The organism is Mesorhizobium sp. B3-2-1, assembly GCF_006439515.1.
GTDB lineage: Bacteria > Pseudomonadota > Alphaproteobacteria > Rhizobiales > Rhizobiaceae > Mesorhizobium.
Genome location: NZ_VFTI01000018.1, coordinates 18,811 through 31,880, shown reverse-complemented (window position 1 = coordinate 31,880; position 13,070 = coordinate 18,811). Strand labels below are relative to the sequence as shown.

Annotated in this window: 16 protein-coding genes; 13 read left to right on the top strand and 3 right to left on the bottom strand. The window is 61.9% G+C overall.

The features are described from left to right. Nucleotides 1-27 precede the first annotated feature (27 nt). Nucleotides 28-231 carry a dodecin family protein gene (locus tag FJW08_RS19130; protein ID WP_140758630.1) on the top strand — a complete coding sequence of 68 codons (204 nt, stop codon included), beginning with the start codon at nucleotides 28-30 and terminating at the stop codon, nucleotides 229-231. Nucleotides 232-315: 84 nt separating this feature from the next. After that, entirely contained in the window at nucleotides 316-681 is a 366-nt protein-coding gene (locus tag FJW08_RS19125) for a PRC-barrel domain-containing protein (protein ID WP_140811869.1), read from the top strand. Between the two features lie 58 nt (nucleotides 682-739). Here FJW08_RS19125 and FJW08_RS33290 read toward each other — a convergent pair whose 3' ends face one another. Next, nucleotides 740-865 (bottom strand): hypothetical protein, encoded by a 126-nt coding sequence (locus FJW08_RS33290; protein WP_140758632.1) that lies wholly within the window; start codon nucleotides 863-865, stop codon nucleotides 740-742. 200 nt (nucleotides 866-1,065) lie between these two features. Here FJW08_RS33290 and eno point away from each other — a divergent pair, with 200 nt between their 5' ends. The 11 genes from eno to FJW08_RS19065 all read left to right on the top strand — a co-directional run bounded on the left by eno (nucleotide 1,066) and on the right by FJW08_RS19065 (nucleotide 11,334). Beyond that, nucleotides 1,066-2,340: a phosphopyruvate hydratase gene (eno, locus tag FJW08_RS19115; RefSeq protein ID WP_140811868.1), complete on the top strand. Its 1,275-nt coding sequence runs from the start codon at nucleotides 1,066-1,068 to the stop codon at nucleotides 2,338-2,340. Between the two features lie 153 nt (nucleotides 2,341-2,493). Next, the gene (locus FJW08_RS19110; RefSeq protein WP_140758634.1) at nucleotides 2,494-2,817 is read left to right on the top strand and encodes a septum formation initiator family protein; all 324 of its coding nucleotides are present in this window, start codon (nucleotides 2,494-2,496) and stop codon (nucleotides 2,815-2,817) included. Nucleotides 2,818-3,008: 191 nt separating this feature from the next. Further along, nucleotides 3,009-4,046, top strand: coding sequence for a pyruvate dehydrogenase (acetyl-transferring) E1 component subunit alpha (pdhA, locus tag FJW08_RS19105; protein ID WP_140811867.1), 1,038 nt, complete (start codon nucleotides 3,009-3,011; stop codon nucleotides 4,044-4,046). A 15-nt stretch (nucleotides 4,047-4,061) separates the two neighbouring features. After that, nucleotides 4,062-5,459 carry a pyruvate dehydrogenase complex E1 component subunit beta gene (locus FJW08_RS19100; protein WP_140811866.1) on the top strand — a complete coding sequence of 466 codons (1,398 nt, stop codon included), beginning with the start codon at nucleotides 4,062-4,064 and terminating at the stop codon, nucleotides 5,457-5,459. Nucleotides 5,460-5,477: 18 nt separating this feature from the next. After that, complete coding sequence (locus FJW08_RS19095) at nucleotides 5,478-6,845, top strand: pyruvate dehydrogenase complex dihydrolipoamide acetyltransferase (protein ID WP_140811865.1); 1,368 nt, start codon at nucleotides 5,478-5,480, stop codon at nucleotides 6,843-6,845. A gap of 14 nt (nucleotides 6,846-6,859) precedes the next feature. After that, a complete protein-coding gene (locus tag FJW08_RS19090) occupies nucleotides 6,860-7,273 on the top strand; it encodes a hypothetical protein (RefSeq protein WP_140811864.1) in 414 nt (137 codons plus the stop codon). A 4-nt stretch (nucleotides 7,274-7,277) separates the two neighbouring features. Continuing rightward, nucleotides 7,278-7,913, top strand: a complete 636-nt coding sequence (locus FJW08_RS19085) for an SGNH/GDSL hydrolase family protein (RefSeq protein ID WP_140811863.1) — start codon at nucleotides 7,278-7,280, stop codon at nucleotides 7,911-7,913. 17 nt (nucleotides 7,914-7,930) lie between these two features. Then, a complete protein-coding gene (lpdA, locus tag FJW08_RS19080) occupies nucleotides 7,931-9,379 on the top strand; it encodes a dihydrolipoyl dehydrogenase (RefSeq protein ID WP_140811862.1) in 1,449 nt (482 codons plus the stop codon). Nucleotides 9,380-9,478: 99 nt separating this feature from the next. Then, nucleotides 9,479-9,736, top strand: coding sequence for a GlsB/YeaQ/YmgE family stress response membrane protein (locus tag FJW08_RS19075; protein ID WP_140811861.1), 258 nt, complete (start codon nucleotides 9,479-9,481; stop codon nucleotides 9,734-9,736). Nucleotides 9,737-9,873: 137 nt separating this feature from the next. After that, nucleotides 9,874-10,839 carry a lipoyl synthase gene (gene lipA / locus FJW08_RS19070; protein WP_140811925.1) on the top strand — a complete coding sequence of 322 codons (966 nt, stop codon included), beginning with the start codon at nucleotides 9,874-9,876 and terminating at the stop codon, nucleotides 10,837-10,839. Nucleotides 10,840-10,875: 36 nt separating this feature from the next. Next, nucleotides 10,876-11,334 carry a type II toxin-antitoxin system RatA family toxin gene (locus FJW08_RS19065; RefSeq protein WP_140811860.1) on the top strand — a complete coding sequence of 153 codons (459 nt, stop codon included), beginning with the start codon at nucleotides 10,876-10,878 and terminating at the stop codon, nucleotides 11,332-11,334. On the opposite strand, the gene FJW08_RS19060 is transcribed toward FJW08_RS19065, so the two are convergent. Both FJW08_RS19060 and FJW08_RS19055 read right to left on the bottom strand, forming a co-directional pair. Beyond that, nucleotides 11,310-11,819, bottom strand: coding sequence for a CinA family protein (locus tag FJW08_RS19060; protein WP_140811859.1), 510 nt, complete (start codon nucleotides 11,817-11,819; stop codon nucleotides 11,310-11,312). The genes FJW08_RS19065 and FJW08_RS19060 overlap by 25 nt on opposite strands. Next, nucleotides 11,816-13,045 carry a bifunctional 2-C-methyl-D-erythritol 4-phosphate cytidylyltransferase/2-C-methyl-D-erythritol 2,4-cyclodiphosphate synthase gene (locus tag FJW08_RS19055; RefSeq protein ID WP_140758644.1) on the bottom strand — a complete coding sequence of 410 codons (1,230 nt, stop codon included), beginning with the start codon at nucleotides 13,043-13,045 and terminating at the stop codon, nucleotides 11,816-11,818. Before FJW08_RS19055 ends, FJW08_RS19060 begins: the two co-directional genes overlap by 4 nt. Nucleotides 13,046-13,070 lie beyond the last annotated feature (25 nt).

Here is a 13,070-nt window from a genome sequence, read left to right as displayed (position 1 = left end):
CAAATAAGCGTTTGGCAGGAGGAAGCCATGTCCGTAGCCCGCGTCACCGAAATCACCTCGTCGTCCAGCAAGAGCTTTCAGGACGCCATCGAGCAGGGAATTGCGCGCGCCTCGAAGACCCTGAAGAACGTCGAGGGCGCTTGGATTCAGGACCAGAAGATCGTTGTCGAGGACGGCAAGATCGCGGCCTATCGCGTCAACATGAAGGTGACTTTCATCCTCGCGGAGTGATCAGGCAGCCGCCAAAAAAGTCGGGAACTTTCGCCGACGCCCCTCATTGTCAGGCAGAGTTCAACGACAACGAGGAGTATGATTATGACAACCCAGACAGGCCACACCGAAGCCATTGCCGCTTCGCGGGTGATCGGCACCAGCGTCTACAACACCCAAGGCGACAGCATCGGCAGCATCGAGGACGTCATGCTCGACAAGACGTCGAACGGCATCATGTTCGCTGTGATCGGGTTTGGCGGCTTTCTCGGCATCAGCGAAAAGTACCATGCCATTCCATGGGCGAGCCTCGACTACGACGAGGATAAGGGCGGCTATGTCGTGCCCTTCACCAAGGAACAGCTGAAGGCAGCGCCTGCCCATTCGATCAACGAACTGGCCGGCGCGGATGGCGAGAGCGCGCGCGACGAATCCTATCAGTATTACAAAGTCAGGCCCTATTGGCATTGACGCCACAATTGAAAAAGGGGGTCGTTTCGACGGCCCCCCTTTTCGATTCAACGCAACGCTACTCGCTAGTGTGCAAGGCCGGCAAAGGCGCGATGGCCTTTGGCGGTGACTGCTGATTGTCGCACGACGTCAGGAACGCCGCGGCGATCAGGAACAGACTGACGATACCGCTCAACTCAGACATGGCGAAACTCCTCCTGTTTCGCCCCGCGCGACAACATCTATAACCCGGAATGCGCGTCTGGTGGCATGACTTATGATGACGGAAACTTGCGCTTCGTGAATCGAGCGAACGGCAATATTCGGCCAGCGCCCGATTGCCTTTTGCGTCGCTTTGGCTAAGACGGGCGCGACCCTTTCTCCAGATCAATCGAGGACATCGCAATGACCGCCATCATCGATATTGTCGGGCGTGAAATCCTGGACAGCCGTGGAAACCCGACCGTCGAGGTCGATGTCGTTCTCGAAGACGGTTCGATGGGCCGCGCCGCGGTGCCGTCGGGTGCCTCGACCGGCGCCCACGAAGCCGTCGAGCTTCGCGACGGCGGCGCCCGCTATCTTGGCAAGGGCGTGCTCAAGGCCGTCGAAGCTGTCAACGGCGAACTGTTCGAGGCGATCGGCGGCATGGAGGCCGAAAACCAGATCCATATCGATCAGACCATGATCGAGCTTGACGGCACGCCCAACAAGAGCCGGCTCGGCGCCAACGCCATCCTGGGCGTTTCGCTGGCGGTGGCGAAGGCCGCGGCCGATGCCGCCGGCCTGCCGCTCTATCGCTATGTCGGCGGCACCAAGGCGCATGTCCTGCCGGTGCCGATGATGAACATCATCAATGGCGGCGCGCATGCCGACAATCCGATCGACTTCCAGGAATTCATGATCCTGCCGGTCGGCGCGCCGACGCTGCGCGAAGGCGTGCGCTGGGGTTCGGAAATCTTCCACACGCTACGCAAGAAGCTGAAGGATGCCGGCCACAACACCAATGTCGGCGACGAGGGTGGCTTCGCGCCGAACCTGAAGAGCGCGCCGGTGGCGCTCGACTTCATCATGGAATCGATCGAGAAGGCCGGATTCAAGCCGGGCGAAGAGATCGCGCTCGGCCTCGATTGCGCCGCGACCGAGTTCTTCAAGGACGGCAACTATGTCTACGAGGGCGAGAAGAAGACGCGTGACCCCAAGGCGCAGGCCAAGTACCTCGCCAAGCTCGCCGCCGACTACCCGATCATCTCGATCGAGGACGGCCTTGCCGAGGATGACTGGGAAGGCTGGAAATATCTGACCGACCTGATCGGCAAGAAGACGCAGCTTGTCGGCGACGATCTCTTCGTCACCAACACGGCTCGCCTGCGCGACGGCATTCGCATGGGCGTCGCCAATTCGATCCTGGTCAAGGTCAATCAGATCGGCTCGCTGACCGAGACGCTCGACGCGGTCGAGACCGCGCACAAGGCTGCCTACACCGCCGTCATGTCGCACCGTTCGGGCGAGACCGAGGATTCGACCATCGCCGATCTCGCCGTCGCCACCAATTGCGGGCAGATCAAGACCGGCTCGCTGTCGCGCTCCGACCGCATGGCCAAATACAACCAACTGATCCGCATCGAGGAAGAACTCGGCAAGCAGGCGCGTTACGCCGGCAGATCGGTGATCAAGAGCTGATCCGGCCGGACATCGTCGATACGGAGAGGGCGGGACATCCCGCCCTTTTTTATTTCAGGCCCGGCCTGGGGCGGCCCCCGTAACCGTCCGTTAAGCACAATCAGGTGAAAAAGGCTTCGAGCCGTTTGAGTTCGCGGCCACGGGGAATCGGTCATGTGGACGCGTCAGCACAAGCAGAGAAACACCGGGCGCCTGATCATTCCCTCGCTGTGCGTGGTGTTCCTGGCCTATTTCGGCTTCCACGCCTATCACGGCGAATTCGGCATCAATTCGAAATACAAGCTGGAGGCCGAGACGGCCGCGCTGCAGGGTCAGCTCGATGCGATCAAGGCGCGCAGGATGGAGCTTGAGCGGCGCGTCAAGCTCATGCACGATGGCACGCTGGAGAAGGACATGCTCGACGAGCAGGCGCGTAAGGCGCTCAATCTGTCCCAGGCCGATGAGATCACCATCATGCTGCCGGCTCCGACAAAATAACCGATATCAGGTTAATCACCAATATTTTCAATGATTTTAATTGCTTAGGTGCATGCCAGCTATGCAATTTCGACATGGCGGAACGCCTTTCTACGTGTTAGCCTCCCATAAATCGAAGGGGAGGGCGATCTCCCCGGAGCAGGTTCATCTTGCTCCAGTGTCCGCAAAGAGACGCCAACAGGGAGTGATGCATGGCCACCGCAGCCAGAAAAGCGCCTGCCAAATCGAAATCCGACGGCAAATCCGGTCTGTCGGCACCCAAGCCTGCTGACTTCACCAAGGACGAAGAGCTTGCCGCCTACCGGCACATGCTGCTCATCCGCCGCTTCGAGGAAAAGGCCGGCCAGCTCTACGGCATGGGCTTCATCGGTGGCTTCTGCCACCTCTATATCGGCCAGGAAGCCGTCGTCACCGGCATGAAGATGGCGCTGATCGACGGCGACCAGATGATCACGGCCTATCGCGACCACGGTCACATGCTGGCGATGGAGTTGTCGCCGCGTGGCGTGATGGCCGAGTTGACCGGACGCCGCGGCGGCTTGTCGAGGGGCAAGGGCGGCTCCATGCACATGTTCTCCAAGGAGAAGCATTTTTATGGCGGTCACGGCATTGTCGGTGCGCAGGTGTCGCTCGGCACGGGTCTGGCCTTCGCCAACCGCTACCGCGACAACAACAATGTCTCGCTGACCTATTTCGGCGACGGCGCCGCCAACCAGGGCCAGGTCTATGAAAGCTTCAACATGGCCTCGCTGTGGAAGCTGCCGGTGATCTACATCATCGAGAACAACCGCTACGCCATGGGCACCTCGGTTTCGCGCTCTTCAGCGGAGACAGACTTCTCGCATCGCGGCGCTTCCTTCAAGATTCCCGGCATTCAGGTCGACGGCATGGACGTACGCGCGGTCAAGGCCGCCGGCGATCTCGCGACCGAATGGTGCCGCGCCGGCAATGGCCCGCTGATCCTCGAAATGCAGACCTACCGTTATCGCGGCCACTCGATGTCCGATCCCGCAAAATACCGGTCGAAGGAAGAAGTGCAGAAGATGCGCTCCGAGCACGACCCGATCGAGCAGGTCAAGGCGCGGCTGATCGAGAAGAAGTGGGCGATCGAGGACGAGCTCAAGACCATCGACAAGGAGGTTCGCGACATCGTCGCCGATGCCGCCGAATTTGCCCAGAACGATGCAGAGCCGGATCCGTCCGAGCTCTGGACCGATATCGTATTGTAAGGGGAGGGCCAGGACATGCCGATCGAAATTCTCATGCCCGCTCTCTCGCCGACCATGGAAGAGGGCAATCTTTCCAAGTGGTTGAAGAACGAGGGCGACAAGGTCGTCGCGGGTGACGTCCTCGCCGAGATCGAAACTGACAAGGCGACGATGGAGGTCGAAGCCGTCGACGAAGGTACGCTGGGCAAGATCGTGGTTCCCGCCGGCACCGAAGGCGTCAAGGTCAACGCGGTGATCGCCGTTCTGCTGCAGGACGGCGAGAGCGCCGCCGATGTCGCCAAGTCCGCGGCTCCTGCCAAGGCGGAAGCGCCGGCAAAGGCGGAAGCGCCGGCCCAGGACAAGGCGGAGGTGGCAAAGCCAGCCGCCGCACCCGTCGCGGCTGCCCCGAAAACGGAAATTGCCGCCAATCCGGACATTCCGGCCGGTACCGAGATGGTCTCGACCACCGTGCGTGAAGCGCTGCGCGATGCCATGGCCGAGGAAATGCGCCGCGACGGCGATGTCTTCGTCATGGGTGAGGAAGTCGCCGAATACCAGGGCGCCTACAAGATCACGCAAGGCCTGCTGCAGGAATTCGGACCGCGTCGCGTCGTCGACACGCCGATCACCGAACATGGTTTTGCCGGCGTTGGCGTCGGTGCGGCGATGGCCGGCCTGAAGCCGATCGTCGAGTTCATGACCTTCAACTTCGCCATGCAGGCGATCGACCAGATCATCAACTCCGCCGCCAAGACGCTCTATATGTCGGGCGGCCAGATGGGCGCGCCGATTGTGTTCCGTGGGCCGAACGGCGCCGCGGCCCGCGTCGCCGCCCAGCACTCGCAGTGCTATGCCGCCTGGTACAGCCACATTCCGGGCCTGAAGGTCGTGATGCCGTATACGGCCGCCGACGCCAAGGGTTTGCTCAAGGCGGCGATCCGCGATCCGAACCCGATCATCTTCCTCGAGAACGAGATCCTCTACGGCCAGTCCTTCGACGTGCCGAAGCTGGACGACTTCGTGCTGCCGATCGGCAAGGCGCGCATCCACAAGGCAGGCAAGGACGTCACCATCGTCTCCTTCGGCATCGGCATGACCTATGCCGTCAAGGCTGAAGCCGAGCTGCGCGGCATGGGTATCGAGGCCGAGATCATCGATCTCAGGACCATCCGTCCGCTCGATCTCGACACCGTCATCACCTCGGTCAAGAAGACCAACCGGCTGGTCGTGGTCGAAGAAGGCTACCCGCAGAATTCGGTCGGCGACCATATCGCCAACCAGGTCTCGCAGCGCGCTTTCGATTTCCTCGACGCACCGGTCATCACCATTGCCGGCAAGGACGTGCCGATGCCCTATGCGGCCAACCTCGAAAAGCTGGCATTGCCGAACGTCGGCGAGGTCATCGAGGCCGTCAAAGCCGTCGCATATCGCTGAACCGGGCGGGAGGACAAAATGCCAATCAACATCACCATGCCGGCGCTATCGCCCACGATGGAAGAAGGCAATCTGTCAAAATGGCTGGTCAAGGAAGGCGACAAGGTTTCGCCGGGCGATGTGATCGCCGAGATCGAGACCGACAAGGCGACGATGGAGGTCGAGGCCGTCGATGAGGGTACGGTTGCCAAGCTGGTCGTGCCGGCCGGAACCGAAGGGGTCAAGGTCAACGCGCTGATCGCCGTGCTTGCCGCCGAAGGCGAGGATGCGGGCGCCGCCGCCAAGAGCGGTGGCGATGCCGCGCCGGCGAAAGCCGAGGCACCGAAGGCTGAAGCTGCCAAGGCTGAAGTGCCGCAGCCCGAGGCGCCAAAGACCGAGACATCGAAGCCCGAGCCCGCCTCGGCAGCTCCGGCCGCCAACGGTCATGCGGCTGGCGACCGCACCTTTGCATCGCCGCTCGCGCGCCGCATCGCCAAGGAGGCGGGGGTCGATGTGTCGGCCGTGACCGGCACCGGCCCGCATGGCCGGGTGGTGAAAGCAGACGTTGATGCCGCGATCTCCGGCGGTGGTGCCAAGGCAGCGACCGCCTCCAAGGCTCCGGCTGGCGCAGTAGCCGCCGCGCCGGCAGTAAAGGCAATGTCGGACGATCAGGTGCTGAAGCTGTTCGAGCAGGGCTCTTATGACCTCGTCCCGCATGACAACATGCGCAAGACCATCGCGCGGCGCCTGGTCGAAGCCAAAACCACCATCCCGCATTTCTACCTGACGCTCGAGTGCGAACTCGATGCGCTGCTTTCGCTGCGCACGCAGCTCAATGCCGCCGCACCGGTGAAGAAGACCGACAAGGGTGAGGCCCCAGCCTACAAGCTGTCGGTCAACGACATGGTGATCAAGGCGATGGCCATGGCCCTGAAGGCGGTGCCGGATGCCAATGCCTCGTGGACCGAGAGCGCCATGGTCAAGCACAAGCATGCCGATGTCGGCGTTGCCGTGTCCATTCCCGGCGGCCTGATCACGCCGATCATCCGGCATGCGGACGAAAAGACGCTGTCCGTCATCTCCAACGAGATGAAGGATCTGGCGAGCCGTGCCCGCAGCCGCAAGCTGAAGCCCGAGGAGTATCAGGGCGGCACCACGGCGGTCTCCAATCTCGGCATGTTCGGCATCAAGGACTTTGCCGCGGTGATCAATCCGCCGCATGCGACGATCCTGGCGGTGGGCGCCGGCGAGGAGCGGGCGGTGGTCAGGAATGGCGAGATCAAGATAGCCACCGTGATGTCGGTGACGCTGTCGACCGATCATCGTGCGGTCGACGGAGCCCTGGGGGCCGAACTGCTGGTCGCCTTCAAGAAGCTGATCGAGAACCCGATGGGCATGCTGGTGTAGGAAAGGAAAAGGCTGTGCGGATATTCTTCACCAGCCTTTTTACCTTTCTCATTTCCGGGTTGGCCGGCGGGCTGATCGCGCAATGGTTGGCCGTCGCCACCGGCGCCGAGGAAGAATACATCATCGTCTTCATGTTCTCGGTGCTGGTGACTTTTGTCGTCACCTTCGTCTTCTTCGTCGCGCAATTGACGAACGATCCGGTCGCGGCCGTGGCGACGGCGGGAAAGTGGACGCTGATTGTATTTGTGGCGCTGCTTCTCCTCTTGGTCGCGCTGATCCTCTACAGCGACAGCAGCGCCGCGGTGGTCAGGAGAGACATGCCGGTGGTTGCCGGTCTTGGTCTGCCGGGCCTGGTGACGATCATCATCCATTGGTTGTTCGTGCGCTGGCGCGTGAAGCGCGATGTGGCCGACATAAAGGCGGGTTGAACGAATGAAGACGGTTCTTTGTTACGGCGACTCGCTGACCTGGGGCTACAATGCCGAAGGCGGGCGTCATGCGCTCGGGGATCGCTGGCCAAGCGTGCTGCAAGCTGGACTTGGCGAAGACGTTCAGGTTATCGCCGACGGCCTCAACGGCCGCACCACCGCCTTCGACGATCATCTGGCCGGAGCCGACCGCAACGGTGCGCGGCTGCTGCCGACGGTGCTGACGACGCATGCGCCGATCGACCTGATCGTCATCATGCTCGGCGCCAACGACATGAAGCCGTGGATCCATGGCAAGCCGGTTGCCGCCAAGCAAGGCATCCAGCGGCTGATCGACATCGTGCGTGGCCACGATTATCCGTTCGACTGGCCGGCGCCGCAGATCCTGATCGTTTCGCCGCCTCTTGTCAGTCGCACCGAAAATGCCGACTTCAAGGAGATGTTCGCCGGCGGGGATGACGCCTCGAAGCAGCTTGCACCGCAATACGCAGCACTCGCCGACGAAGTCGGTTGCGGCTTTTTCGACGCTGGCACGGTGGCGCAAACAACACCTCTCGATGGCGTCCACCTCGACATCGAAAACACGCGAAACATCGGCAAGGCGCTGACGTCAGTCGTGCGCGTCATGCTGGAATTGTGATTGAAGGAGAAAAACCCGTGGCTGAGAACTACGACGTCATCATCATCGGCTCCGGTCCCGGCGGCTATGTCGCGGCGGTGCGTTCCGCCCAGCTCGGCTTCAAGACGGCCATCGTCGAGCGCGAGCATCTGGGCGGCATCTGCCTGAACTGGGGCTGCATTCCGACCAAGGCGCTGCTGCGCTCGGCCGAGATCATGCACTATTCGGATCACCTGAAGGATTATGGCCTGAAGCTCGACGGCGGCAAGATCAGTGCCGATACCGCCGCTGTCGTCGATCGGTCGCGAAAAGTGTCGCTCAGGCTCAATGGCGGCGTCGCCTTCCTGATGAAGAAGAACAAGGTCGACGTCATCTGGGGCGAGGCCAAATTGTCGAAGCCCGGCGAGATCGTGGTCTCCAAGACGGCCAAGAAGCCGATGGAGCCGCAGCCGCCGGTGCCGAAAGGCGTCAAGGGCGAGGGCACCTACACCGCCAAGCACATCATCCTGGCGACCGGCGCGCGGCCGCGCGCGCTGCCCGGCATCGAGCCGGATGGCAAGCTGATCTGGACCTATTTCGAGGCCATGGTGCCCAAGGAGATGCCGAAATCTCTGCTGGTGATGGGCTCGGGCGCAATCGGTATCGAATTCGCCTCCTTCTACCGCACAATGGGCGCCGACGTGACCGTGGTCGAGCTGCTGCCGGCTGTGATGCCTGTCGAGGATGCCGAAGTCTCGAAATTCGCGCAAAAGCAGTTCGAGAAGCAAGGCATGAAGATCATCCTCGAGGCCAAGGTGACCAAGGTCGAGAAGGGGGCGAACTCGGTCACCGCGCATGTCGAGATGAAGGACGGCAAGGTCGAGAAGATATCAGCCGACCGCATGATTTCGGCCGTCGGCGTCCAAGGCAACATCGAGAATCTCGGCCTTGAGGCGCTCGGCGTGAAGACGGACCGTGGCTGCGTTGTCGTCGATGGTTACGGCAAGACCAATGTGCCTGGCATTTACGCCATCGGCGATGTCGCCGGCCCGCCGATGCTTGCCCACAAGGCCGAGCATGAGGGCGTCGTGTGCGTCGAGAAGATTGCGAACTTCCCCGGTGTTCACGCCATCGACAAGCTCAAGATCCCCGGTTGCACCTACTGCAATCCACAGGTCGCGTCGGTTGGCTTGACGGAAGCCAAGGCCAAGGCCGAAGGCTGGGATATTCGCGTCGGCCGCTTCCAGTTCGCAGCCAATGGCAAGGCGATCGCGCTTGGCGAAGACCAGGGCTTCATCAAGACCATCTTCGACAAGAAGACCGGTCAGTTGCTCGGCGCGCACATGGTCGGCGCCGAAGTCACCGAATTGATCCAGGGCTTTGTCGTGGCGATGAACCTCGAAACGACCGAGGAAGAGCTGATGCACACGATTTTCCCGCACCCGACGCTGTCGGAGATGATGAAGGAAAGCGTGCTCGACGCCTATGGCCGCGCCTTGAACGCATGATAGATTCGCCGCGGGAGACTCAGCTTCGAAAGCCGCAGGGTCGCGACGGCGAGGCAGTTCGTTTCCGGATGCATTTTTACTGGCGCAAGGAGAAGGCATATGCACTTGAACGGCGTGGGCTGGATCGCAGCCATCATCATCGGCGGCCTGGCAGGCTGGTTGGCCGAAATGGTCATGAAGAGCAACACCGGCATATTCGTGAACATTATCATGGGGATCCTTGGCGCTGTGGTGCTGAACGCCATCCTGCAGGCGCTCAACATCGGCGTGTTCGGCGTAGGCTGGACCGCCTATCTGATCACCGGCTTTATCGGTGCCTGCCTGCTGATCTGGGTCGGTCGCCTGGTGCGCCGCTAGTCGATATCGTTCCGGCTATGCGAAAACGGTTGTGGCGGCATGCGCCGCTGCAGCCTTTTTCTTTGTGTTGAAAAGTCCTAGATGACGTGAAAGTGACGATCGCCGACGGCGGTCGCGAGAAAAAAGCCAGGGTTCAGATGGTCATTGTCCTCGACACGATCGCCAACGCGCCGCGGCTGCGGCATCCCGAGAAAGCGCATAAGCCCGACCAGGAGGTGTTGCGCAAGCCGGACTGGATCCGCGTCAAGGCGCCGGTCTCGAAGGGCTATGCCGAGACGCGCGAGATCGTCAAATCCCACAAGCTGGTGACCGTGTGCGAAGAAGCCGGTTGCCCGAACATCGGTGAGTGCTGGGAAAAGAAGCACGCCACCTTCATGATAATGGGCGAGATCTGCACGCGCGCCTGCGCCTTCTGCAATGTCGCCACCGGCATTCCGACCGCGCTCGATCCCGACGAGCCGGCCCGCGTCGCCCATGCCGTCAAGCAGATGGGCCTTACCCATGTCGTCATCACCTCGGTCGACCGCGACGATCTCGCCGATGGCGGCGCGCAGCACTTCGCCGATGTCATCCGTGAGATTCGGGCGGCAACGCCTCTGACGACGATCGAAATCCTGACGCCGGATTTCCTGCGCAAGGACGGCGCGCTGGAGATCGTCGTGGCGGCCAGGCCCGACGTCTTCAACCACAATCTCGAAACCGTGCCGTCGAATTATCTGAAGGTCCGGCCGGGCGCCCGCTATTTCCACTCGATCCGGCTGCTGCAGCGGGTCAAGGAACTCGATCCGTCGATCTTCACCAAGTCCGGCATCATGGTGGGTCTGGGCGAAGAGCGGAACGAAATCCTGCAGTTGATGGACGACCTGCGTTCGGCCAATGTCGACTTCATGACCATCGGCCAATACCTGCAGCCTTCGAAAAAGCACCATCCGGTGATCCGCTTCGTCACGCCCGAGGAATTCAAGTCCTTCGAGACGATTGGCAAGACCAAGGGTTTCCTGCTGGTGGCATCGAGCCCGCTGACGCGCTCGTCGCATCACGCCGGCGACGATTTCGCCAGGCTGCGCGCGGCGCGCGAAGCGCAGCTCGCGAAATCGCTCTGATGCGTCTTCGACGCGACGCGCTCTAGAGCCGGGTTCATGCCGAAATTCGAAGCCACCCGCCACGTTGCCCATACGCCTGAGCAGATGTTCGCGCTGGTCGCCGACATCGAGACTTACCCGCAATTCCTGCCGCTTTGCGAAGCACTGACGGTTCGTTCGCACAAGGAGCGTGACGGACGCACCATCCTCGTCGCCGATATGAGCATTGGCTACAAGGCGATCCGCGAGACCTTCACCACGCAGGTGCTGCTGAAGCCCGACGAGAACGCCATCGATGTGAAATACATCGATGGCCCGTTCAAATATCTGAGCAATGTCTGGCGTTTCGAGCCAGACGGTGCCGGCTGTGTCGTGCGCTTCTTCATCGACTACGAATTCAAGAGCCGCATCTTGGGCGCGCTGATGGGCACGATGTTCGACCGTGCCTTCCGCATGTTCGCCGAGGCTTTCGAAAAGCGCGCCGACGTCATCTACGGCAAGACACCGGCGGCCTGACTCCCGCCAAGCGTCTGCAAGCCGAGCTTGAGCGCATGGTCGACCGTTTCCCGGCGGATGAAGTCACGGCCATTGTCGGCAAACAGCTTGTATTCGGCCGTCACGGGTTGGCCGTTCACCGCAACGCCAAACCAGACCAGCCCGACCGGCTTTTCGGCAGAACCGCCACCCGGACCGGCAATGCCGGTAACGGCCAGAGTCAGCCCGGCGCGTGAACGGGTGAGCGCGCCCTTTGCCATCTCGATGGCTGTCTCGCGGGAAACCGCGCCATGCGCGTCGAGCGTGGTTGTTCGCACGCCGAGCATGTCCATCTTAGCTTCGTTGGAATAGGTGATGAAGCCGCGATCGACCACGGCCGAAGAACCGGCGATGTCGGTCAGCGCGGCGATGATCATGCCGCCGGTGCAGCTTTCGGCGGTCGCAAGCATGATGCCGCGCTCGCGGCAGGCCTTGAGCAGCGCGTTTGCCAGGCCGCTGTCGGTCATTCCGGAACCTCGCCGGGAAACACCACGCTGGCGGTGGCGATCGCCGCAATGCCTTCCTCGCGGCCGACGAAGCCGAGCTTCTCGTTGGTTGTCGCCTTGATCGAGATTCGGTCGGCGGAAATGCCCAGCATCAGGGAAAGAACCGCCGTCATCGCCTCGCGGTGCGGGCCGACACGCGGTGCCTCGCAGATCAGCGTGATGTCGGCATTGGCGATGCGCCCGCCGCGCTCCCGCACTAGTCTTGCCGCATGTTCGACGAATATCCGCGACGCAGCGCCTTTCCACTGCGGATCGGACGGCGGGAAGTGCGTGCCGATGTCGCCGGCCCCGCAGGTCGCCAGCAGCGCGTCGGTCAGGGCGTGCAGGCCGACATCGGCGTCGGAATGGCCCGACAATTTCCTGTCGTGCGGAATGGCGACGCCGCAGAGCGTGACATGGTCTCCCGGCTCGAAGGCATGGACGTCATAGCCGTTGCCGGTGCGGATATCGGGGAAGTGTGCCCGCTCGCTGGAAAGTCGCTGGTGCGCCATGGCGATGTCCCGTGCCCATGTGAGTTTGATATTGTCCGGCGAGCCGGGAACGAGCTTCACCGGCATTTGCATCCATTCGGCAATCGACGCGTCGTCGGTAAAGTCGGTTTTGCCTCGGTTATAGGCTTCTTCATGCATCGTCATGATCGCGAGGAAGGGAAAGCCTTGCGGCGTTTGCGCCGCGTGCAGCCCGTTTCTGGGGACTGTTTCGCCAACCATGCCGCTGGCCGATTCGCGTTTCAGCGTGTCGGCAACGGGCAGGGCGGGAAGCGCGCCTTCACGCTCGCCGATGGCCGCGATGGTGCGGTCGATGAGATCCATGTCGACAAAAGGGCGCGCGGCGTCGTGGATGAGGACCTTGTCCGGCGCGTAGCTTCTTAACGCGTGCAGCCCGAGCCGAACCGAATCCTGCCTAGTCGCGCCTCCGGCGATTGCCGTCACCCGATCGGCATCGGTGCCCACCGCCTGCCGAAAAAGCTCCTGGTCCTCGGCATGAATGGCCACGACGATCCGGCCGATGAGCGGGTGCGCCAGAAAAATATCGATGACACGAGCGATGACGGCGCGGCCGGCAATTCGTTGATATTGCTTCGGGCCATCGGCCTGTCCGGCGCGCGCGCCGCGGCCGGCCGCGACGATAACCACCGCGACTTTGCCACCCGGATCCGAAGCCTGATTTTCAGTTGCGCCAATCATTTAGTCTGGTCCTAGTCGCGGCCAA